20 protein-coding genes, 1 tRNA gene and 1 pseudogene are annotated in these 20,816 nt (G+C 68.0%); 11 read left to right on the plus strand and 11 right to left on the minus strand.

Annotated elements, in window-relative coordinates; all coding sequences use genetic code 11:
• The 3 genes from BJQ90_RS08085 to BJQ90_RS08095 all read left to right on the plus strand — a co-directional run.
• A partial coding sequence (locus tag BJQ90_RS08085) for a flavin reductase family protein (protein WP_226759780.1) occupies positions 1–767 on the plus strand: 767 nt, incomplete at its 5' end.
• A gap of 13 nt (positions 768–780) precedes the next feature.
• The gene (locus BJQ90_RS08090) at positions 781–1,992 is read left to right on the plus strand and encodes a fatty acid desaturase family protein (RefSeq protein WP_226759781.1); all 1,212 of its coding nucleotides are present in this window, start codon (positions 781–783) and stop codon (positions 1,990–1,992) included.
• 151 nt (positions 1,993–2,143) lie between these two features.
• Positions 2,144–3,025: a cytochrome c oxidase assembly protein gene (locus BJQ90_RS08095; RefSeq protein ID WP_226759782.1), complete on the plus strand. Its 882-nt coding sequence runs from the start codon at positions 2,144–2,146 to the stop codon at positions 3,023–3,025.
• Positions 3,026–3,093: 68 nt separating this feature from the next.
• Here BJQ90_RS08095 and BJQ90_RS08100 read toward each other — a convergent pair whose 3' ends face one another.
• The 6 genes from BJQ90_RS08100 to BJQ90_RS08125 all read right to left on the minus strand — a co-directional run bounded on the left by BJQ90_RS08100 (position 3,094) and on the right by BJQ90_RS08125 (position 8,954).
• Positions 3,094–3,729 (minus strand): class I SAM-dependent methyltransferase, encoded by a 636-nt coding sequence (locus BJQ90_RS08100; RefSeq protein ID WP_226759783.1) that lies wholly within the window; start codon positions 3,727–3,729, stop codon positions 3,094–3,096.
• Positions 3,730–3,742: 13 nt separating this feature from the next.
• Positions 3,743–4,381, minus strand: coding sequence for an HAD-IC family P-type ATPase (locus BJQ90_RS08105; RefSeq protein ID WP_413463655.1), 639 nt, complete (start codon positions 4,379–4,381; stop codon positions 3,743–3,745).
• A 136-nt stretch (positions 4,382–4,517) separates the two neighbouring features.
• The gene (locus tag BJQ90_RS08110) at positions 4,518–5,999 is read right to left on the minus strand and encodes a multicopper oxidase family protein (protein WP_226759784.1); all 1,482 of its coding nucleotides are present in this window, start codon (positions 5,997–5,999) and stop codon (positions 4,518–4,520) included.
• Positions 5,999–6,289, minus strand: coding sequence for an SHOCT domain-containing protein (locus BJQ90_RS08115; RefSeq protein ID WP_226759785.1), 291 nt, complete (start codon positions 6,287–6,289; stop codon positions 5,999–6,001). Before BJQ90_RS08115 ends, BJQ90_RS08110 begins: the two co-directional genes overlap by 1 nt.
• 109 nt (positions 6,290–6,398) lie before the next feature.
• A complete protein-coding gene (gene radA, locus BJQ90_RS08120) occupies positions 6,399–7,775 on the minus strand; it encodes a DNA repair protein RadA (protein WP_226759786.1) in 1,377 nt (458 codons plus the stop codon).
• Between the two features lie 51 nt (positions 7,776–7,826).
• On the minus strand, positions 7,827–8,954 hold the full coding sequence (locus tag BJQ90_RS08125; protein ID WP_226759787.1) for an FUSC family protein: 1,128 nt from the start codon (positions 8,952–8,954) through the stop codon (positions 7,827–7,829).
• Between the two features lie 252 nt (positions 8,955–9,206).
• Here BJQ90_RS08125 and pstS point away from each other — a divergent pair, with 252 nt between their 5' ends.
• The 4 genes from pstS to pstB all read left to right on the plus strand — a co-directional run bounded on the left by pstS (position 9,207) and on the right by pstB (position 13,348).
• Positions 9,207–10,328, plus strand: a complete 1,122-nt coding sequence (gene pstS / locus BJQ90_RS08130; protein ID WP_226759788.1) for a phosphate ABC transporter substrate-binding protein PstS — start codon at positions 9,207–9,209, stop codon at positions 10,326–10,328.
• 144 nt (positions 10,329–10,472) lie between these two features.
• Positions 10,473–11,405 (plus strand): phosphate ABC transporter permease subunit PstC, encoded by a 933-nt coding sequence (pstC, locus tag BJQ90_RS08135; protein ID WP_226759789.1) that lies wholly within the window; start codon positions 10,473–10,475, stop codon positions 11,403–11,405.
• Positions 11,406–12,515 carry a phosphate ABC transporter permease PstA gene (gene pstA / locus BJQ90_RS08140; RefSeq protein WP_226759790.1) on the plus strand — a complete coding sequence of 370 codons (1,110 nt, stop codon included), beginning with the start codon at positions 11,406–11,408 and terminating at the stop codon, positions 12,513–12,515.
• Positions 12,516–12,568: 53 nt separating this feature from the next.
• Positions 12,569–13,348 (plus strand): phosphate ABC transporter ATP-binding protein PstB, encoded by a 780-nt coding sequence (gene pstB / locus BJQ90_RS08145; RefSeq protein ID WP_226759791.1) that lies wholly within the window; start codon positions 12,569–12,571, stop codon positions 13,346–13,348.
• Between the two features lie 14 nt (positions 13,349–13,362).
• On the opposite strand, the gene BJQ90_RS08150 is transcribed toward pstB, so the two are convergent.
• The 3 genes from BJQ90_RS08150 to BJQ90_RS08160 all read right to left on the minus strand — a co-directional run bounded on the left by BJQ90_RS08150 (position 13,363) and on the right by BJQ90_RS08160 (position 15,978).
• Entirely contained in the window at positions 13,363–14,379 is a 1,017-nt protein-coding gene (locus BJQ90_RS08150; protein ID WP_226759792.1) for an inorganic phosphate transporter, read from the minus strand.
• 1 nt (position 14,380) lies between these two features.
• On the minus strand, positions 14,381–14,998 hold the full coding sequence (locus BJQ90_RS08155; RefSeq protein WP_226759793.1) for a DUF47 domain-containing protein: 618 nt from the start codon (positions 14,996–14,998) through the stop codon (positions 14,381–14,383).
• A 323-nt stretch (positions 14,999–15,321) separates the two neighbouring features.
• Positions 15,322–15,978: a hypothetical protein gene (locus BJQ90_RS08160; RefSeq protein ID WP_226759794.1), complete on the minus strand. Its 657-nt coding sequence runs from the start codon at positions 15,976–15,978 to the stop codon at positions 15,322–15,324.
• Between the two features lie 235 nt (positions 15,979–16,213).
• Here BJQ90_RS08160 and BJQ90_RS08165 point away from each other — a divergent pair.
• The 3 genes from BJQ90_RS08165 to BJQ90_RS08175 all read left to right on the plus strand — a co-directional run bounded on the left by BJQ90_RS08165 (position 16,214) and on the right by BJQ90_RS08175 (position 17,237).
• A tRNA-Lys gene (locus BJQ90_RS08165) sits at positions 16,214–16,286 on the plus strand.
• A 122-nt stretch (positions 16,287–16,408) separates the two neighbouring features.
• Positions 16,409–16,918 (plus strand): MarR family winged helix-turn-helix transcriptional regulator, encoded by a 510-nt coding sequence (locus BJQ90_RS08170; RefSeq protein WP_226759795.1) that lies wholly within the window; start codon positions 16,409–16,411, stop codon positions 16,916–16,918.
• A gap of 52 nt (positions 16,919–16,970) precedes the next feature.
• The gene (locus BJQ90_RS08175) at positions 16,971–17,237 is read left to right on the plus strand and encodes a hypothetical protein (protein WP_226759796.1); all 267 of its coding nucleotides are present in this window, start codon (positions 16,971–16,973) and stop codon (positions 17,235–17,237) included.
• Positions 17,238–17,347: 110 nt separating this feature from the next.
• Here the strand turns inward: BJQ90_RS08175 and BJQ90_RS08180 are convergent, their stop codons facing one another.
• Positions 17,348–18,520 (minus strand): GGDEF domain-containing protein, encoded by a 1,173-nt coding sequence (locus BJQ90_RS08180; RefSeq protein WP_226759797.1) that lies wholly within the window; start codon positions 18,518–18,520, stop codon positions 17,348–17,350.
• A gap of 177 nt (positions 18,521–18,697) precedes the next feature.
• Here BJQ90_RS08180 and BJQ90_RS08185 point away from each other — a divergent pair, with 177 nt between their 5' ends.
• Positions 18,698–19,720: a PHP domain-containing protein gene (locus BJQ90_RS08185; RefSeq protein WP_226759798.1), complete on the plus strand. Its 1,023-nt coding sequence runs from the start codon at positions 18,698–18,700 to the stop codon at positions 19,718–19,720.
• 144 nt (positions 19,721–19,864) lie between these two features.
• Here the strand turns inward: BJQ90_RS08185 and BJQ90_RS08190 are convergent.
• Positions 19,865–20,816 (minus strand): annotated as a pseudogene (locus BJQ90_RS08190) (alpha-amylase); the annotation flags it as partial.

A 20,816-nucleotide genomic window follows, 5' to 3' on the forward strand; every position in this document is an offset into this window, starting at 1 on the left:
GTGCTGTCTCCGGAACCCTCGTGCGCAGCACCAAACCCGGCGACGTGCTCTTCCTGGCCCGGCCGCAGGGCGACTTCGTCCTGCCGGAGCACCCGCGGCCCCTGCTGATGCTCACCGCCGGCAGCGGAATCACCCCGGTCATGTCCATGATCCGCACGCTGGTTCCGCACCGCCCGGACTCCGACGTCGTCCTCATTCACACTGCCCGGACTCCGGCAGATGCCATCTTCCGTGAGGAACTGGCCGAATTGGCGGACCAGTTTCCCAACTTCCGCGTCATCCACTGGTTCACCGGCGAACGCGGGCGGCTAGACTTCAGCTCCACAGCCGCGCTGGAACAGCTCTGCCCGGACTGGCGCCAGCGTGCCGCGTACGCCTGCGGCCCCGAAGGCTTCCTGGACGACGCCGAGGCGCTCTGGGCTGCGGAAACCGCAACCGCCGGTCCGTCCTCGGACTCCACCCTCACCATTGAACGCTTCAGCACCAAGCTTGCCGGCGGCGAAGGGCACGACGGTGGCCTGGTCACCTTCGAGGCATCCGACCGCGAAGTCGAAGCCGACGGCGACACCCCGCTGCTCGACGTCGGCGAGGACGCTGGCGTCCTGATGCCCAGCGGTTGCCGGATGGGCATCTGCCACAGCTGCCTCACCCCCCTCCGGGCCGGACAGGTTCGTGACCTGCGCACGGACGAAGTCCACGGCGAGCCCGGCCAACTAATCCAGACGTGTGTCTCGGCAGCCGCCGGACCCGTTAACCTCGACATCTGAGGAGTACCACCGCATGACGATTGTTTCCGACAAGCCTGACGTTTCCGACGACGGCGCCACACCCGACAAAGCCGGCACCGACTCTGCCAAGGCTCCCGCTGCCGTGAAGACGCGGCCCGGCGCCCTCGCCGAGACCGGCAGCCCGACTGTCCGCCCGCCGGCTGCCGCGCACCTCTCCGACGAGCAAGTCGCCGAGCTGGGCCGTGAACTCGACGCCATCAAGGACGACATCCTCGCCAAGCGCGGAACGTCCGATGCCGCCTACATCCGCCGGATGATCAAGATCCAGCGCGGACTGGAGATCTCCGGCCGTGCCACGCTCCTGGTCAGCAAGAACAAGGCCGCCTGGGTTGCCGGCACCACGCTGCTCAGCTTCGCCAAGATCCTGGAAAACATGGAGCTCGGGCACAACATCCTGCACGGCCAGTGGGACTGGATGCGGGACCCGGACATCCACTCCACCACCTGGGAGTGGGACTTCGTAACCCCGGCGCGATCCTGGCAGCACACCCACAACGACCTGCACCACCGCTGGACCAACGTCGTCGGCAAGGACAACGACGTCGGGTACAACCTGCTGCGGATGGACGCCCAGCAGGAGTGGAAGCCTTTCAACCTGGGCAACCCGCTCTACAACGCGATTCTGGCGCCGGTCTTCGAATGGGGCATCGCGATCTACGATCTCGAGCTGAACGACTACAAAGAGGGCAACAAGTCCAAGGAGGCCCTCACCAAGGACCTCAAGGCCCTTGGACGCAAGGCCCTCACGCAGTTCACCAAGGACTACGCCGCCACTCCTGCCGTCGCCATGCTCACCGGCTCCGGCAAGCAGGCGCTGTACGGCACACTGACCGCCAACGCGGTCCGCAACGTCTGGGCGCACGCGGTGATCTTCTGCGGCCACTTCCCCGAAGGCACAGACACCTTCACTGAGGAAATGGTGGAAGGCGAGACCCGCGGTGACTGGTACGTCCGGCAGATGATCGGTTCCGCCAATATCTCCGGGTCCAAGTTCATGCACCTGATGACCGGCAACCTCTCGCACCAAATCGAGCATCACCTCTTCCCGGACATCCCGTCCAACCGCTACGCCGAGGTGGCTCCCAAGGTGCAGGAAATCTGCAAGCGCTACGGCCTGCCGTACACCACGGGCCCGATCTGGAAGCAGGTCGGCTCCACCTGGGCCAAGGTCTTCAAGCTGGCGCTGCCGCCCAAGAAGGCCTAGCACCGGGGCTCGAACCGTTTTGACTGATTAACGAACGGGGCGTCTGCCATCGCGGCGGGCGTCCCGTTCGCGTGTCGCGGCCCCGTGGCCGGCGGACGGCCACCAGAATCCCAGTGGGCGTCCCCCAAGGTTGCGGCGCTATCATGGACCGGTGCCACCCCTTGACGTTGTTGTAAGCGCCTGGCAGGTTGACTGGATCGCCCTGCTGATGATCGGCGCCTCCGGGGTGCTCTACGCGCTGGGTCTCAGGGCCGCAGCCGCCCGCGGGCGGCGCTGGCCGCTGTGGCGGACGCTGGCGTTCTATCTCCTGGGCCTTGGCTCACTTACCGTGCTGACGTGCGGATTCCCCGGCGTCTACAGCACCCAGTTGCGCTGGGCGTTCACGCTCAAGATTTCCCTGCTCCTCTTTGTCGTGCCCCTGCTGATCGGCCTCGGCAAGCCAATCTCCCTCGCCCGCGCGGCCCTGCCACCGCGGGGCATCACACGGCTGAACGGTGCCCTCGCCCACCCTGTGGTGCGGTTTGTGAGCAACTCAATGGCCGCGCCGCTGCTGGGGCTGGCGCTCTTCTCCACGTTCCTGACCCCGGCGTTCTACACGTTGCGCGCCGATCCACTGGCCGAGGCCCTTCTGACCGTCGGGGTTCCGCTGCTGGGCCTGCTCATGGCGCTTCCGATCATCGAGGAAGCGGACTTCCAGCGGTCCAGCGCGTACATCACGCTGGAGATCGTCTTCGTCTTCATCGAACTGCTGATCGACGCGGTCCCCGGGATCCTGCTGCGCCTGAACGGGCAGGTGCTCGATCACGTCATGACGACGCAGTCCTCCCTGTTGTGGTTCCCGGGTCCCCTGCGCGACCAGCAGCTGGCGGGCGACTTCCTCTGGTTCATCTGCGAAATAGTGGACCTGCCCCTCATCATCCTGATGTTCATGCGTTTCTCCCGGAGCGACAAACGCGAGGCCCGCAGCTTCGATGACCTGACGGACCAGCAGCTCGACGAACTGAATGAGCAGCACCTGCGCGGGGGCGGCTGACCTTCGTCTATTCATTGAGGACCCGGCTGAAACGTGCCGGTCCCGGAGATGACGCACGGGGATTGCGCTCAGGGTTTGCTGGCCACCCCGAGCACGTGGGCCAGCCGCGGGTTGCCGGGCAGCACTGAAAAGCCGAAGCGCTCCAGTCCCTGCACCGTGAGGCCCGCCGCCGCGATCGTGGCGGGGGTGTCCCGGTTCGGGTGGCAGCCGCCTGCCATCCGGCTCCACAGCGGCGTGAGCAGGTCTTCGGCCGCCGCCAGCACCCGGTGTTCCGAACGGACGTGTTCATAGAACAGCAAAAGGCCGCCCGGCCGCAGGACCCGGACCACCTCCGCCAGGGCCGCGGACTGGTCCGCGACGCTGCACAGCACCAGGCTGGACACCACGACGTCGACCGAGGCGTCCGCCGCCGGCAGCGCTTCCGCCACGCCGTCCTGCACGGTGACAGGCACCGGCGCCCTGGCCGCGGCTGCCAGCGCCAGCTCCCGGAGGGTCGGGTCCGGTTCGAGGGCAAGCACGCCCGTCACCGCGGAAGGGTAGAACGGGAAAGTCGCCCCGTAGCCCGCCCCGATTTCGACGATAGCGCCGTGCGCCGCTGCCAGGAGGCGGCGGCGGTGCTCCGTTGCCCCGCGGGCATCCATCCGCGGACCCGCCCGGGCGAAGGATCTCCCGAACGAGGGACTGCGGGATGCACTTTCCGGCATGGGTCTCCTTGCGTCACTTCACGTCGGCGGGGTTGAGTTTCAGGCGGCGCAGCAGCTGGGCATTGAGCGCCACCACGACCGTGGAGGCGGACATCATGACGGCGCCGGGGGCAGGGGAGAGGACAACCCCGGCAAAGGCCAGGGCACCGGCGGCCAGCGGCACCGCAATAACGTTGTAGCCCGTGGCCCAGACGAGATTCTGCCACATCTTCCGGTAGCTGGCCCGGGACAAGTCCACCATGGACAGCACCGCCCGGGGGTCGTTCCCGGCCAGGACCACCCCGGCGGACTCCACCGCGCCGTCGGTCCCGCCGCCGATCGCGATCCCCACCTCGGCGCGGGCCAAAGCGGGGGAGTCGTTGACCCCGTCGCCCACCATGGCCACCCGGAGGCCGCGGGACTGGAGTTCGGCCACCTTCTTGTCCTTGTCCGCCGGAAGGACCTCGGCGAAGACCTCATCGATGTTCAGCTCGGCGGCCACGGCCTGGGCCACCTGACGTGCGTCACCGGTAATCATGGCCACCTTGATGCCCCGGCGCTGCAGCGCCGCGACGGCCTGGCGGGATTCCGGGCGGACAGCGGCCGGTTCCGTGTGTGCCGGTTCCGTGTATGCCGGCGGCGCCGGGGGACAGGTGCCCGCCGCTGTTTTCATGCTGGTTCGGCTGCCGGCCGCCGACGGCCTGGCTGCTGTGCCGATGTTCCATGATGCGCTCCCGGGAGATTCATCGATGCCTGGATTCAGCTTCAAGATACCCCTGGGGGGTATTCTTGGCAAGAGGCCACGCAGTTCAGCGGACCTCGATCACGCCCATCATTCCCAGGTCCTCGTGGTCCAGGATGTGGCAGTGATAGACCGAGCGGCCAGTGAAGTCGCGGAACGCGATCCTGACCGTGGCGTGCCCGTTCGCCCGCACGTTCACGACGTCCCGCATGACCACGGAATCGAGTGACCGGCCGTTGTCCTCGAGCAGCTGCATCGGCCAGACATGCAGGTGGAAGGGGTGGTCCATGGGGCTGGTGTTAACAAGCGTCCACTCCTCGACGGTTCCGGCCGCGACGATTGTATCCGTGCGCGCGTCGCTGAATTCACGGCCGTTGATGGTGAACCGCATCATGCCGCCCAGACCGCCGCCCGGGCCTCCGGATCCCGCACCCATGGCCAGGGTCAGTTGCCGGCGGGCGGCCACCGCTGCGTTGCGGAGGTCCTCCGGGGCCGGCCGCGCCGGGACGGCACCGGCCGGCGTCGTAGATTCGCCGCCGACCCGGAAAGCCGCCAGCGCTAACACCCCGCGGGCAGGGCCCGGACCCTGCCCCATCATTCCCGGCATGGTGCCGCGGTCGTAAGGGAGGGCCTGCAGTACGGATTCGCCGGCGGCGGCGGTGACCAGCAGGTCCGCCCGGTTGCCCGGCGCCAGCAGGAGCTCCTGCACAGGTTCGGGTACGGCGGACCGGCCCGAATCCATGCCGATCAGCTGCAGCTGCTGGCCGGCAAGCCGGAGCCGAAGGAAGCGGGCCGCGCAGGCGTTGATGATCCGCCACCGCTCCCGTTCCCCCGGGCGGGCTGTGAGGAGCGGGCTGCTCTGCCCGTTGAGCAGGAGCAGCTCTCCTTCCCGGCCCGCCATGCGCCCCATGGGTGACACCGTGGCGATGTTCCCGGCGTTGTCCAGGGTGGTGTCCGAGACGAGCAGCACCCGTTCCCTGCTTACGGGGATGGCTTCCGGATCCTCGACGATGATCGCACCGAACAGTCCGGCAAAGATCTGGTCCGCGACCATGCCGTGGTGGTGCGGGTGGTACCAGTACACGCCCGGCGGGTGGTCCGCCGGCAGCCGGTAGCTGTAGTCGTGCCCTTCTCCGGGCGGGACCGCGACGAACACGTTGTCGCCGGTGCCCTGCGGGGACACGTGCAGGCCGTGGACGTGCAGGTTCGTCGGTTCGTCGAGGTGGTTCACCAGCCTGACGGCGAGCTCATCGCCCGGCCTCAGGCGGAGGGTGGGGCCCGGGAAGGTGGCGTTGTAGGAGAGTGGCCGGGCCGTGCGGCCGCCGAGTTCAGCCTGTCCGCGTGCGGCGTCGAGGGTGAGCTGGAGCCTGCCGTCCGTGCTGCGAAGTTCGGCGGAACTGCGCAGCTCCGGGCCTTGTGCCGGCGCCGCACCGCCGACCGGCTGCAGTGTGGAAGCCAGGGACCACCACAGCCCGGCGCCGCCCGCTACGGTGGCTGCCGTGCCCAGGCCGCCCAGCAGCAGGGCCTCGCGTCGGCTGATCGGGCGCATTACTGCTGCTCGCCGAGTACCTTCAGGTTCTCGCGGTATTGTTCCGCGGTCAGCTCGCCCCTCGCGAAGCGTTCATCCAGGATCAACCGTGCCTGGCTTTTTCCGCCCGGGGGGAACCCTGGCTGGCCGTAGTGCGTCGCGCCGTAGGGTCCGGGTTGGGCGGCACCGCCGCGGTGGCCCCCGCCGGAGAAGAGCCGGACCGCGAGCAGCACCAGCAGGGCGATGCCGATGAGCAGGAGCAGGCCCCAGAGCCACATCCAGCCGAAGCCGTTTCCGTAGTACCCCATCATGGCAGATCCCTCCGTCGGTGACCGTTCCTGGTCCCCATTCTCCGCCGGATACCCGGGCCGGGGCTAGGGTCCTAAGTCGCCCTTGGGACTCAGGGCCGGGGGCCGGGACTCAGCCGATCAGCAGGTCCAGGGCCTCGGTAAGGTGCCCGATTTCGCGCACGGAGAAGCCCGCCGGCACCGGACCCGGGCCGTTCGGGCTGGCGGGCACCACGGCGTGGGTGAACCCCAGCCGGTGCGCCTCCTGGATCCGCTGGTTGATGCCGGGCACCGGGCGGACCTCACCGGCCAGGCCCACTTCGCCAAACGCGATGAGCCGCTGCGGCAGGGGTTTCCTGGCCTTTGCCGATGCCACGGCCAGCGCGACGGCGAGGTCAGTGGCGGGCTCGCTGAGTTTCACGCCGCCGACCGTTGCGACGTAGGAATCGTCCTTGTTCAGCAGGCAGCCGGCCCGCTGCTGGAGGACAGCCAGCAGCATTGCCACCCGGGAACTGTCCAGCCCGCTGGTTGCCCGCCGGGGCTGCGCGTTGGCACTTTCGGCCAGCAGGGACTGCACCTCTGCCAGCAGCGGCCGGCGCCCCTCGAGGGTGACCGTGATGCAGGTTCCGGACACCGGTTCCTTGGTCCGGGAAACGAACAATCCGCTCGGATCGGCCAGGCCCACGATCCCGTCCTCGTTCAGGTCGAAGCAGCCGACGTCGTCGGTGGGGCCGTACCGGTTTTTGACGGCCCGCAGCAGCCGCAGCCGGGAGTGGCGCTCGCCCTCGAACTGGCACACCACATCAACCAGGTGCTCCAGCAGCCGGGGCCCGGCGATGGAACCGTCCTTGGTCACATGGCCCACCAGCAGGGTGGTCATATTGCGGCGCTTGGCAGCGGCGATCAGGGAGGCGGCGACCTCGCGGACCTGCGAGACGCCGCCGGCGCTGCCCTCGACATCGGCGCTGCTCAGCGTCTGCACGGAGTCCACGATCAGCAGCCGCGGCTCCAGCTTCTCCACCTGGCCCAGGGCTTGGCCGAGGTCCGTTTCAGCGGAGAGATACAGGGATTCGGCGACGGCGTCGATCCGGTCCGCGCGGAGCTTGACCTGCGCGGCGGATTCCTCGCCGGTGATGTAGAGGACGTCCTGGGCGGTGCGGGCAAACTTGGCCGCGACGTCCAGCAGGAGGGTGGACTTGCCGACGCCGGGTTCGCCCGCCAGCAGGATCACGGCGCCGGGAACCAGCCCGCCGCCGAGCACACGGTCGAGTTCGTCCACGCCGGTGGGGAGGAAGGCCGCGGAACTGGCATCCACCTCCGAGATCCGGCGGGCCGGCTCCAGCACGGCGGCGGCCGCCGTCGTGCGCGCCACGGCGCCCCCGGTTTCCTCAACGCTGCCCCAGGCCTGGCACTCGCCGCAGCGGCCCACCCATTTGGCCGTAGTCCAGCCGCACTCGGCGCATTTGTAGCCCGGCGCCTTGGAAGCCCGGGAAGAAGTCTTGGTAGCCATCGCTCCACACTATCCGCGCCCAGCGACAACCACCCTTCCGCGCCACGGCAGCTAGAGCGGCGGCAGGATGTCCCGGGCTTCCCGGGAGTCGACGCCGGCCGCCTCGAGCAGGTCCACCATCAGCGGCCGGAACAGCATGACGACCGTTTCACCCTCCAGCCGCTGCACGTCCAGCAGCCGCGGGTGCAGCCGGCCGGCGATCTCCCGCAGGTCCGCCCGCGCCGTCCGCAGGTGCGCGCGGCGGACGCCGTCGTGCACCTCCGCCAGGCCCAGGGACAGTTCCTCGACGGCGTCGGCCGTGTCCTGCAGGACGTCGGCGATGTTCTCGGTGGCCTCGTCGGACAGTGCAGCATGGTTGATGGCGCTGGTCAGCCGGCGGGCAAAGACGCGGCTGTTGCGCAGTGCGAGGTCAATGAAGTCCAGCGACTGCTCCATCTGGTCCAGCTCCTCCCGGTGCCGCCGCTGGGCGGGCGCCAGCGTCGCGACCTCCCCGGAGGCCCGGAGTGTCTGCCGCATGGCATCAACGAGTGGCTGGCAGTTCCGCCCCCGGATGAGGGCGTGCCAGGCCTGGGTGGAGTCGCTGTCGCTCAGCGCGGAGGCGCACTCGCGCAGCACCTCGGCGAGTTCGTGCAGGAGCTTCTTGACATCATTGCGGGGTTCCCGGCGCGGGTCCTTGGGGATCAGAAACGTCACCAGAAGGGCAAACACCCCGCCCACGATGGCGTCGATGCTGCGGGTGAACGGCCCCCCGGCCGGCGCCGGCAGCAGTACCACCAGCAGGGACTGCAGGCCCAGCTGGGTGGTGAAGATGGTGCCGCTGTCCAGGAAGCGTGCCAGCAGGATCGAGAAGAGCAGCACGACGGCGGCCTGCCAGATCCCGGCGCCCAGCCAGTGCAGCAGCAGGTCCCCGACCACGATGCCGATGGTGCAGCCCAGCCCGACCTCGATCACGCGGCGCAGCCTGGGGTCCCGGGAAAAGCCCAGCGCGATGAGCGATGACGTGGCGGCGAAGAGCGGGCCGCTGTGGCCCAGCACGTATTCCGCGAACGCATAGGCCCCGACGGCGCAGGCGGTCATCTGGATGGCCGGCACGAGGGAATTCCGGCTCCGGACCAGCCCGGTGCGGACCCGTCCGCGCAGGAATCGGGCGCTTGCGGAGAGTCCAGTAGCGGGGGCCATGCGCTCCAGTCTATTTGCTTGGTCTGCGGGCGCTCCCCGCGCCACCATCCCTACGGACGTGACGCAGCTAACGCAAGAGGGACCCGGCCGATGTAAGCCAATGTCCCGGCGTCGTTAACCGTCCGTTCACCTTGCACCGCCATTCTCTTCACCTGGGCCGCCTAAATTCGATAAAGGTACAAACCGTACGCATCCCCGCCCGGCCTTCTCCGGTCCGGCACGCACAGAAAATCCCTGGAAGGGGTACATCTAGTGAAGGCACTCCGCTTCGGCCGCCACGCGGCCATCGCTGTCATCGCAGTCGGCGCTCTCGCGCTGACCGCCTGTGGTTCGGACAACGCAACCAACACGGCCCAGTCCGCCGCGCCGTCCGCTTCCGGCCCCCAGGTGACCGGCACGCTGACCGGCATCGGCTCGTCAGCCCAGGGCGCAGCCATGGACGCGTGGAAGACCAGCTTCGCCTCCGCGAACCAGGGTGCCACGGTGCAGTACTCCCCGGACGGCTCCGGTGCAGGCCGCAAGGCACTCCTGGACGGCTCGGCCCAGTTCGGCGGCTCCGACGCCTACCTCAAGGACGACGAGTACGCCAGCTCCACCGCCAAGTGCGGCCCCGACGGCGCCCTCAACATCCCGGTCTACATCTCCCCGATCGCCGTGGCCTTCAACCTGCCCGAGATCAAGGAACTGAACCTCGACGCCCCGACCGTTGCCAAGATCTTCCGCGGCGAGATTGCCAAGTGGAACGACCCCGCGATCGCCGCCATGAACCCGGACGCCAAGCTCCCGGACCTCAAGGTCACCCCGGTGAACCGCTCCGATGACTCCGGCACCACGTCCAACTTCACCGACTACCTGGCCGCGGCAGCTCCCGAGGCGTGGACCGACAAGGCCTCCGGCGTCTGGCCGGCAACCCTTCAGGGCGAGAACGCCAAGGGCACCTCCGGTGTGGTCAAGACCGTTACCGATACCCCGGGTGCCGTGACCTACGCCGACGACTCCGCCGTCAGCGGCAAGCTGGGCGTCGCGCAGATCAAGGTGGGCGACACCTTCACGAAGATCTCCGCCGAGGCAGCAGCCAAGGCAGTCGACGCCGGCTCGCCGGTCGCGGGCCGCAACGCCAACGATCTTTCCATCAAGCTGGACCGCAAGACCACCATCGCGGGCGCCTACCCGGTCGTCCTGGTTTCCTTCCACATCGTCTGCAGCACCTATGCAGACCAGAAGACCGTGGACCTCGTGAAGGCGTTCGAGAGCTACGTTGTCTCAGAGGCCGGGCAGACCGCAGCCGCCGACGCCGCCAAGTCCGCCCCGCTGTCCAAGACCCTGCAGGACAAGGCCCTCAAGTCCATTGAGTCCATCAAGGTCAAGTCCTAGGGAAAACCTAGCGTCTGCAGGCATAGTGGAAACATTCGCCTGATCCTGGTTCCCTGTCCCGATAGGGCCGTCCACCGACGGCCGCACCGGGGCAGGGAACCGACGTGTTTGTCCGAAGTACCCCAAGATCTGAAGGATCGTTAAGTGACCACCACCTCCCTGACCACGTCCCGGGGCGCAGGCCGCGCCGGAGATAAGGTCTTTTCCGCAGCCACCTTGGCCGCTGGGTGCCTGATCCTGGCCGTGCTCTTCGGAGTGGCGCTCTTCCTCGTCATCCAGGCATTGCCCGCCCTCGTGGCCTCCCCGGACAAGATCCAGGGCGGCGAAGGCTTTTTCGCCTACATCTGGCCGATTGTCATTGGCACCCTGATCGCGGCCGCCATCGCCCTCGTGATCGCGACGCCGGTCGCGATCGGCGTCGCGCTCTTCATCTCGCACTTCGCCCCGCGCAAGCTCGCCTCCGGACTGGGCTACGTGATCGACCTGCTCGCCGCGATCCCCTCTGTGGTCTACGGCGCGTGGGGTGCCGCCTTCCTGGCCAAGGAAATCTCGCCGGCCTACAACTGGCTGGCCAGCAACCTCGGCTGGCTGCCGATTTTCCAGGGGCCGGCCTCTGCCACGGGCAAGACCATCCTGACCGCAGGCATCGTGCTCTCCGTCATGATCCTGCCCATCATCACGTCGCTGACCCGCGAAATCTTCCTGCAGACCCCCAAGCTGCACGAGGAAGCCGCGCTGGCCCTCGGTGCCACCCGCTGGGAAATGATCAAGATGGCCGTGCTTCCGTTCGGCCGGCCCGGCATTGTGAGTGCCGTCATGCTGGGCCTGGGCCGCGCCCTCGGCGAGACCATGGCCGTCGCGCTCGTGCTGTCCTCCGGCGCCCTGACCGCGAGCCTCATCCAGTCCGGCAACCAGACCATCGCCGCCGAAATCGCGCTGAACTTCCCTGAAGCCGGCGGGCTGAAAGTCAACACGCTGATTGCCGCCGGCCTGGTCCTGTTCGTCATCACCCTCGGCGTGAACATGATCGCGCGCTGGGTCATCACCCGGCACAAAGAATTCTCGGGAGCCAACTAAATGACCGCCACCCTGACCCCCGTCAAAAAACGCTCGGCCCTCACGAAGGGCCAGCTGCCGAAGTGGGCCCCGTACCTGGTTCTCGGCATCGCCCTGATTCTCGGCGCAGCCGTCCTGGCCCTGATCGGCTTCAACGCCCTGGGCTGGGGCATCGTCTCCGCGGTCTTCTTCGCCGTCGGGCTCGTCGGCTGGAGCGCCGCCGTGGAGGGCTCACGCCGCGCCAAGGACAAACTGGCCACCTGCCTCGTCGTGGGCGCGTTCCTGATCGCGCTGCTGCCGCTCTTCTCCGTGATCTGGACGGTCCTGGTCAACGGCCTTCCCGGGCTCACGGACCCCGGCTTCCTCTCCACCTCGATGAACGGCGTCACCGGCGCCTATGACAACAAGAGCGTGGAGCAGGGCGCCCCGGTGGTCGGCGGCATCTTCCACGCCCTGATCGGCACCCTGCTGATCACGGTGCTGGCGACCGTGATCTCGGTGCCTGTGGGCCTGCTGACCGCCGTCTACCTGGTGGAGTACGGCAACGACCGCCCGCTGGCCCGCGCCATCACCTTCTTCGTGGACGTCATGACCGGCATCCCCTCGATCGTGGCCGGGCTTTTCGCCGCAGCCTTCTTCTTCGCCATCGTCGGCCCGGGCACCAAGACCGGTGCCGTCGCCGCCGTCGCCCTGTCGGTGCTGATGATCCCCGTGGTGGTGCGCTCCAGCGAGGAAATGTTGAAGATCGTGCCGAACGAACTCCGCGAGGCTGCCTACGCCCTCGGGGTCCGGAAATGGCGGACCATCCTCAAGGTGGTCATCCCGACGGCGATCTCCGGCATCGCGTCGGGCATTACCCTCGCGATCGCCCGGGTGATCGGCGAAACCGCGCCGATCCTGGTCACCGCCGGCTTCGCCACGTCAATCAATTACAACGTGTTCAGCGGCTGGATGGCCTCGCTGCCGACCTTCATCTACACGCAGATCCTCAACCCCACCTCGCCATCCAACCCGGATCCGTCCTCCCAGCGCGCCTGGGGAGCGGCCCTGGTCCTGATCATCCTGGTGATGCTGCTCAACCTCGGCGCCCGCCTGATTGCCCGCATGTTCGCACCCAAGGCCGGCCGCTAGCCCACCGGCAACCCAACTCTTCAGCCCGTACCTCCAGCAAGTGAAGGAACATCATGTCTAAGCGCATCGACGTCAAAGACCTGAACGTCTACTACAGCAAATTCCTGGCCGTCGAAGACGTCAACATCAGCATCGAGCCCAAGTCCGTCACGGCCTTCATCGGGCCCTCCGGCTGCGGCAAGTCCACCTTCCTGCGCACCCTGAACCGGATGCATGAGGTGATCCCCGGAGCCCGCGTCGAGGGCGAAGTGCTGCTCGACGGCGACAACCTGTACGGCCCCGGCGTGGACCCGGTCACCGTCCGCGCGCAGATCGGCATGGTCTTCCAGCGGCCCAACCCGTTCCCCACGATGTCCATCCGGGACAACGTGCTGGCCGGCGTGAAGCTCAACAACCAGAAGATGTCCAAGGGCGAGGCGGACGCGCTCGTGGAGCGCTCCCTGCGTGGCGCCAACCTGTGGAACGAGGTCAAGGACCGCCTGGCGAAGCCCGGATCCGGCCTGTCCGGCGGCCAGCAGCAGCGCCTCTGCATCGCCCGGGCGATCGCCGTCGAACCGCAGGTGATCCTGATGGACGAGCCCTGCTCGGCCCTGGACCCGATCTCCACCCTCGCCATTGAGGACCTCATCAACGAGCTCAAGGACGACTACACGGTGGTGATCGTGACGCACAACATGCAGCAGGCCGCGCGGGTGTCGAACAAGACCGCGTTCTTCAACATCGCGGGCACCGGGAAGCCTGGCCGGCTGATCGAATACGGCGATACCCACACGATCTTCAGCAACCCGAGCGTGAAGGCCACCGAGGACTACGTCTCGGGCCGCTTCGGATAAGCCTGCCTGCGCCCTTAGAGTCCTGCGAGCGGCGACAGGGACAGGGCCAGCACGAACGCCGCTGCGGCGGTGACGAGGGGGGTGAGCGCCCAGAACATCAGGACCCGGATCACCACTTTCCGGTTGGTGGCGGGAAATCCCTGGTGGGTCCCAGCACCCAGGACCGCCGAGGTGACAGTATGCGTGGTCGAGATGGGCCACTGCAGTCCAATCGCGCCGACCAGCAGGATGGCGGAGCTGAACAGCTGGGCCATGGAGCCGCGCAGGGGATCCATCCGGACCAGCCGGTAGCCGATGGTGTAGGAAATGCGCCAGCCGCCGGCCAGGGTTCCGACGGTCAGGAGGACCGCGGTGAACAGCGCCACCCAGATCGGCATCCCGGCGCCGTCGGACAGCCCGGACGCCAGCAGCGCCAGGACAAGGACGGCGCTGGTGCGCTGGCCGTCCTGGAGCCCGTGGGCGAACGCCACAGCGCCCACGGCAATGCTCTGGGCGCGCCGTGAGCGGCTGTTCACGACGTTCGGCGGCGTATACCGGGCGGCCCACGTCGCGGGCCAGACCAGCAGGTAGGCGCCGGCGAAGGCGATCGCCGGTGAGAGCAGCAGGGGAAGCGACACTTGGACGAGCAGGGAGGTGTCAACGCCCCCCACGGCGTTCCCGCCGACGGCGACGCTCGCGACCCCCGCGCCGGCCAGCCCGCCGACAAGGGCGTGCGTCGAGGACGAGGGGATGCCCCGCCACCAGGTGTAGATCCCCCACAGCACGGCACTGATAAGGCCCGCTATCAGGATGGTGAGCCCGTTTTCCCCTTGGGGCAGCTGGATCCAGGTGCGGCTGACTGCCAGGGCCAGGACGGCGCTCAGCCCGGCACCGATGAAATTGAAGAACCCGGCCAGCAGCACTGCGACGGTGGGAGTGAGGGCGCGGGTCCGCACCGCCAGTGCCACCGCCGCCGAGGCGTCCCTGAAGCCGTTCAGAAAGGCGAATGCCCCGGCGAAGACCACCACCAGGACAAACAGGAAAATCGTCACGTCAGGATTCCTTGACGATGATGCTGCCCACCTGGGTTGCGATCCGGCGCATGTCCCTGGTGACACCCACGAGCTGGTCGGCGATGTCCCGGTTGCGCGCGTACTGGGCCCATTTCATCTCATGGAGCATGTCCGCCACCCAGACCCGGTGGGACCGTTCTGCCCGCTTGGCGAGGCGGAGGACCTCGATCCAGTAGTCCTCGAGGTCGTCCAGGTTGTCCAGTTTCCGCATGGCATCCACGGTGAGTTCGGCCTGCCTGCTGATGATCTCCAGCTGGTCCGCTGCGCGTTTCGGGAGCCGGTCCAGCTTGTAGAGGGACACCAGCTCCGCGGCGGCATCGAGTTTCTCCAGCGCCTCATTCAGGAACCGGGAGAGGGCATACATGTCCTCGCGGGGGAGCGGGTTCACGAAGGAGGTCCGCATATGCGTCAGCAGCGCGAAGTGCAGCTCCGCCGACTTGGCCTCATGGTTGTGCATGTCTTCCACCAGCCGGGCGTTCTCACTGGCCGGGGCGCCAAGGATCTCAGAGAGGGTGCCCGTGGCGAGGACAATCTGGGTTGCCAGCTGGGCAAGAAGTTTCAGCCCGGCGGGCTCCTGGGGGAAAAGGCGCAGCTTCACGTGTGATTACCGGTCTTCGGGAGGGAGGTGCACGGGTTGAGTCTGCCGGGCGTGTGAGGTGATGACGGCCCGCGCATGAGTATTACTTTACCGTCCGGCCTGACTGCGATGGATAAGCGCCCCGGCGGCCCGAAAGGCGGCATGAAAATGGTGCCGAACCGGATACGCCTCTCGGCGGTAGGCCGCTCTAGGCGGCTAGATGTTGAAGCCCGGGGGTTTCGCGGTTCGGCACCGCTTTTAGTTTTCTACGTGCTTGGGGACAAGTCAACATTGACAGTCCGTGGGCGGCATGCGTACCGGGTGTCCGGCACCGCCCGGCCGGCTCAGTCCAGCTCGCCCAGACGCCACGCGTTGGCGGCGTGTTCGAGGTCCTCAGCGGTCTTGACGAGAAGGTGCGAGTTTCGGGTGAGTTTGCTCGCGTGGTTCTCGTTGCTGTGCTCGGCGCCGTCGGCGAGTGTGGCCTGGCCCAGCGCCACCACACGGCAGAACGCAGCGGAGCGTTCCAGCGCGACGTCGAAGTCGCCGTCGAACGCGCCGGAGAGGATTGCATCCGCCATCAGTTTCATCTCGTCCGCGCCGGGCGGCTCGGCAGCGCCGGCCACCACGTGCGAGACCTGGGCGGTGTCCTTGCCGGCTTTGAAGTACACGGAGATCCGCTCGGGATCCTGAATCGTGGCAGCGCGGAGGGCGTAGAGGCGCCAGAGGGCCCCCGGGAGGGAGCGGGCGGGACTTTCGGCCCACATTTCAGCGATGGCTTCCAGCCCCTGTTCGTCGGCGAGCTTCACCAGCCGCCCGGTCACGACGGGGTCGTCGCTGTCGCGTCCGCGGCGCACAAGGGCCTGCGCGGCAAGGTGGGCGGCCTCGGAGACCCTGGCCGGATCGGCGCCGCCCGCGAAGGGTTCGAAGTCAATGGGGGCGAAGGGCTTCGGCTTGTGGTGCCGGTGCGGTCCCGGGGTGCTGGATCCTGCTTGCTCGCTCATGCCACCACGCTACTCCTGTGCTGTCGGGGAATCGAGCGTGAGGCCAGACAGGGCTGGACCGGTTCTCTCCCCCTGCCGGCCCGTCGCAGGGGCGCACTCCGGCGTGCAACGGCGGCATCGGCGCCCGGTGCGAAAAACACCCGCCGGTCTGGGGTACAGTATTAACGTCCAGAAATGGACTGGGCTGATCGGCCCTTGAAGGGCGGATTTATCCGCCGTTTGAGGTCTTCAGCTGGGGCCTTTAGCTCAGTTGGTAGAGCATCGGACTTTTAATCCGTGGGTCGTGGGTTCGATCCCCACAGGGCCCACTCTTTTAGCGAAGAGTGGAAAACCCCCGGCATCCTGGCGACAGGGTGCCGGGGTTTTTTGTTGCCCCGGCACCTCGGAAAACCCACGGCGGCCGAGTTATCAGGTCAGCTAGTATTGCCGGATGGACGCGCACAGCCCCTCCGGCTCCGGGTATTGGTATGGACCCGACGACAGGCTCGACCCGCCCGGCGCCGTGCTGCAGGCGCTGCGAGAGTACCGCACTGTGGAAGTTGCCCGGCGGCGCTCCACGAGGGATTCCATGGGGATGGGCGAGACGGATCTGCTGGCGCTGCGGTACCTGCTGCGCACCCAGTCCCACGGCGAGCGGGTCGGGCCCAAGGACCTCAGCCGCGTCCTGGGAATCACGACGGCCTCGACCACCTCGCTGATCGACCGGCTCGTGAGCAGCGGCCACGTCCGCCGCGAGCCTCATCCCACCGACCGGCGTTCGCTGGTGATCGTTCCGACGGCGGCCACGGACGCGGAGGTCCGGGCCACGCTGGGGGACATGCACCGCAGGATGATGGCCGTCGCGGAGGGCCTCAGCGCCGACGAGGCGCGGACCGTGGTCAGCTTCCTGCGCCGGATGAGTGAAGCCATCGCGGAGCCCGGAAGCGAGGGGGCGGAATAGCCTGCGCCCAATAACTCGCTAGCCTGACTAGCTATATGTATGCTTACTAACTATGTCTGATACTCGTTTGCCTGCCGGAGCGGTGGCCGAGCTGGCCCCCGCCCGCGTTTTTCCCGTGCCGTCCCTGGCAGCGCCGAGCCACTGCGGGATGGCGATGCAGTGGAAGGCCCCGGCCTCAGCCACCAGAAGCCTGTACTCCTACTCCTTCGCGCCGGCCGATGCCGCGGCGGAGCTGCCGCCGGTGTGGCGTTGCGGTTGTGGCTTCCAGCTGGACGGCGCCGTGCATGCGTCCGGCATCCTGTCTGAGCTCAGCCGCTGACCCGCCCCGCCCCCGGGGTGCATCCCGCGCTGCGGCCCGCGGCGCCGCTCCCGGCCGCCCGCGGCGCAGTCATGCCTCCCGGCGCATCCTGAGCACTTCGGGAGGACGGCTCAGGATGTCTGGTTCCCCGCGGAGGTGAAACTGATTGCCGCCCGGCTGCGACCCGCCGCCTTCGCGTCATACAGCGCCCGGTCGGCTTCCCGGAGGAGGCGCGGCAGGCCCGCGGTCCGGTCGCGTGCGTCGACTACACCGAAGCTCGCCGTCGGCGCATTCACCCCCTCGGGCAGGGAACTGTGTTCGGCCAGCGCGGCGTTGATCCGGTCGGCAACCCGGACGCCCTCTTCGGCATCGACGCCGTCGAGCAGCAGTGCAAATTCCTCGCCGCCGTAGCGGCCCACGAGGTCGCCCTCCCGCACGGCTGAGCGGCAGGCCTCGGCGAAAGCCCGGATGACGTCGTCGCCCGCGTCATGCCCGAAGCGGTCGTTGATTGCTTTGAAGCGGTCCAGATCCGCCATCACCACCGCGGAGCCGATGCCGGACGCGAGGTTGGCCCGGAGCCTGCGCTGGGCCTGATGCATAAACTCCCCGCGGTTCAGGAGCCCGGTAAGTCCGTCACGGTAGGCCAGCTCCTGCAGATTTTCGGTCCGGCGTGCGTAGTTCAGCGAGGTGATGCTGGACGAGACGACCACCAGCAGGACCATGGCCATCAGCAGGGTCACTCCAGTGCCGAAGAGCACCTGGAACAGCGGATCGGCCGGCCCGAGCAGCGCCAGCCCTGCCATCCGGCTCAGGTAATAGACAGCACTGACTGCGGTTGCGATGGCGAGCGACCGGACAAGGTGCCAGGACTCGGCCCGCTCGCGCCATAGCTCTACGGAAGCGAGACCTATCGCCGTCCCCATCAGCGCCAACAGGACAATGCTGCCGATCCGGGCGTTGTCTGAGTAGTGGACGGCGGCGTCGACGGCTACCGCCGCTGTCGCGGGGATCGCCAAAAGCCCGGGCCGGATTTGCCGGCCGGCCAACGAGCGGGTTCCGGCCCAGACGCAACCCGAGCCAAGTACCATCACACCGTTGCCCACGCTGGGGGACCACGCCACTTCCTGGACCTCGCCCATGAAGTAGAAGACGGCGGCCAGGAAGAATGAGGCGACGGCCCCGCACCACCAGCCGGCAAAGGGCGCGCGGCTCTTGCGGTAGGTGTCGAAGTAGAAAAGGACCAGCATCGTCAGCGTCATCACGGCGAAGACCACCATGAGCGTTGACCGGTCGAGCAGCACCATAAATTGATGATTCCCAGCTGTCGGGCCGGTCCTCCCCATGGACCGCCGGCGTAGTTCCCACCGGATCACGCCCCGGTCGGGACAAGTCTCTCAGAACAGGCCCCGCTGCCCAAAGCGGCGCGGTACCGGCGCGTCGCGGGGGTCCCCGCGCGACGGCCACGGGTGCAAGATGGTGCAATGGATGCCGTCGACGCCCTCAATGAGATTGCCTTCTGGCTCGAACGCGAGCTTGCCCCGACGTTCAAGATCCAGGCGTTCTGGAAAGCCGCCGGAATCATTGCCGGCCTGGAGACTGAGGAACTCGCGGCCCGGGTTCGTGACGGACGGCTCAAGCGGACCAAGGGGATCGGCGACCGGACCTTCCAAGTCATCAGGGAGGCGCTTGAGGGCGAAGTTCCGGAATACCTGAGCGGGCTGCGAAAACGGGGGTCCCATCCGCTGGCACCGGGAGGGCACGAGCTGCTAGCCGTTCTCCGCGGTGACCTGCACAGCCACAGCGACTGGTCCGACGGCGGGTCCCCGATCGAGACCATGGTGGACGCCGCCCGACTGCTCGGGCGCGAGTACCTCGCCCTGACCGACCATTCGCCCAACCTCAAGATCGCCAACGGGCTGAGCGCCGAGCGGCTGGAGGAGCAACTCGGCATCGTCGCCGGGATCAACGCCGGCGCCGGCGGCGGCTTCCGCCTGCTGTGTGGCATCGAGGTCGACATCCTGGAGGACGGCGCCCTGGACCAGGTTCCGGAGTTGCTCGACCGGCTGGATATCGTGGTCGCCAGCGTGCATTCGAAGCTTCGCTCGGACAAACGGACCATGACCCGGCGGATGCTCGGCGCGATCGCGGACCCGCACACGAACGTGCTCGGTCACTGCACGGGCCGTCTCGTGCAAGGGGGCCGCGGCACACGTCCGCCGTCGGAGTTCGACGCAAAAGAGGTCTTCGCCGCCTGTGCCGAACACAACGTCGCCGTCGAAATCAATGCCCGACCGGAACGCCAGGACCCGCCAGACGCCCTGATCGGGCTGGCCCTCGACGCCGGCTGCCTCTTCAGCATCGACAGCGACGCCCACGCCCCCGGGCAGCTCGATTTCCTGCAGTACGGCGCCGAACGCGCGGAACGCAACGGCGTGCCGGCCGAGCGGATCGTCACCACCTGGCCCCTGGACCGACTGCTGGACTGGGCGGCGCCGGGACGCTGAGGACTCGCGCCCCCACCGCCCCGGGCACGCCCTTCCCGCCGCGGGACATGCCCTCCCGCTGCAGGCGCGGCTGGACATAGTCCCGTTATGCCCAGTCCCCGGCGTGAACGATGGGCATGTCCCCCCGGGGCGGGGAGGCGGTGGCTAGCCGGCGCTGATCAGATGGGTGAAGTGGTCGTACCGGAAGGTGACCTGCCCGCCGTCGTGCGTGAAGCTGACGTTCCCGCCGCCGGGGGCGCCTCCGGCCCCGTAGTTCTCTGTCCAGGAGCGGTTGAGGGCCGCCTTGAAACCGTAGCTTCCGGCTGGCAGGGTGGTGGTCAGCTTCCAGACCAGGTCCGCGGGATCCAGGGTCAGCTGGGCCAGGTCGCATTCGGGCATCCAGTCACCCGCGCAGCCGAGTTCCGAGTTCATGTCCCCGGCGGCCGCGACGGCCCCCGGCTGCTGCGAGGCGTACACGGCGCTCAGCAGGTGCGTGGTGTTGTCGTAGCGGAAGGTGACCGGGCCGCCGGGATGGTCCAGCGTGATGTTGTTGCCGTTCAGCGTCCCGCCCGCACCGTAGTTCTCGTCCCACGACCCGTTGAGGGCGGCCTTGAACTCGTAGCTGCCGGCGGGCAGGTCCGCGGTCAGCCGCCAGATCTTGTCTGCCGGATCCATTGTCATGAACGCGGCACGGCAATCGGGCTGCCAATCACCCGGGCAGCCCATTTCCGAGTTCAGGCTGCCCGCAACAGTGACCGACGCGGGCTGCGGAAGCTCCCCCGCCACGACGGTGCGGGTCTCGCTGGCCACTTCGCCGGCGCCCGGGACGCTCATCAGCGCCCGGTAGCGGAGCCCGGTGCCGTCCGGCAGGGCCAACGGCCCCAGATCGTCGACGGCGGTGTACGCGGGGGAGGAGCTGTCCTGACCGATTTCCGACCACCCGCCGCCGCTGATGCTGCGCTCGAAATGCACGGTGTAGTCGGCTTTTTCCGGGCTCGCGACCGCACTGACCTCGACCTTGTCCTGGACGCTGCTTCCCTCTTTGGGTGAGACCAGGCTCAGGACCGGGGCGGGGACGGTGCCGCTGCGGGGCTCGCTCACGGCGGTGTGCCCGCCG

The organism is Arthrobacter sp. SO3, from assembly GCF_020532825.1.
Lineage (GTDB): Bacteria > Actinomycetota > Actinomycetes > Actinomycetales > Micrococcaceae > Arthrobacter.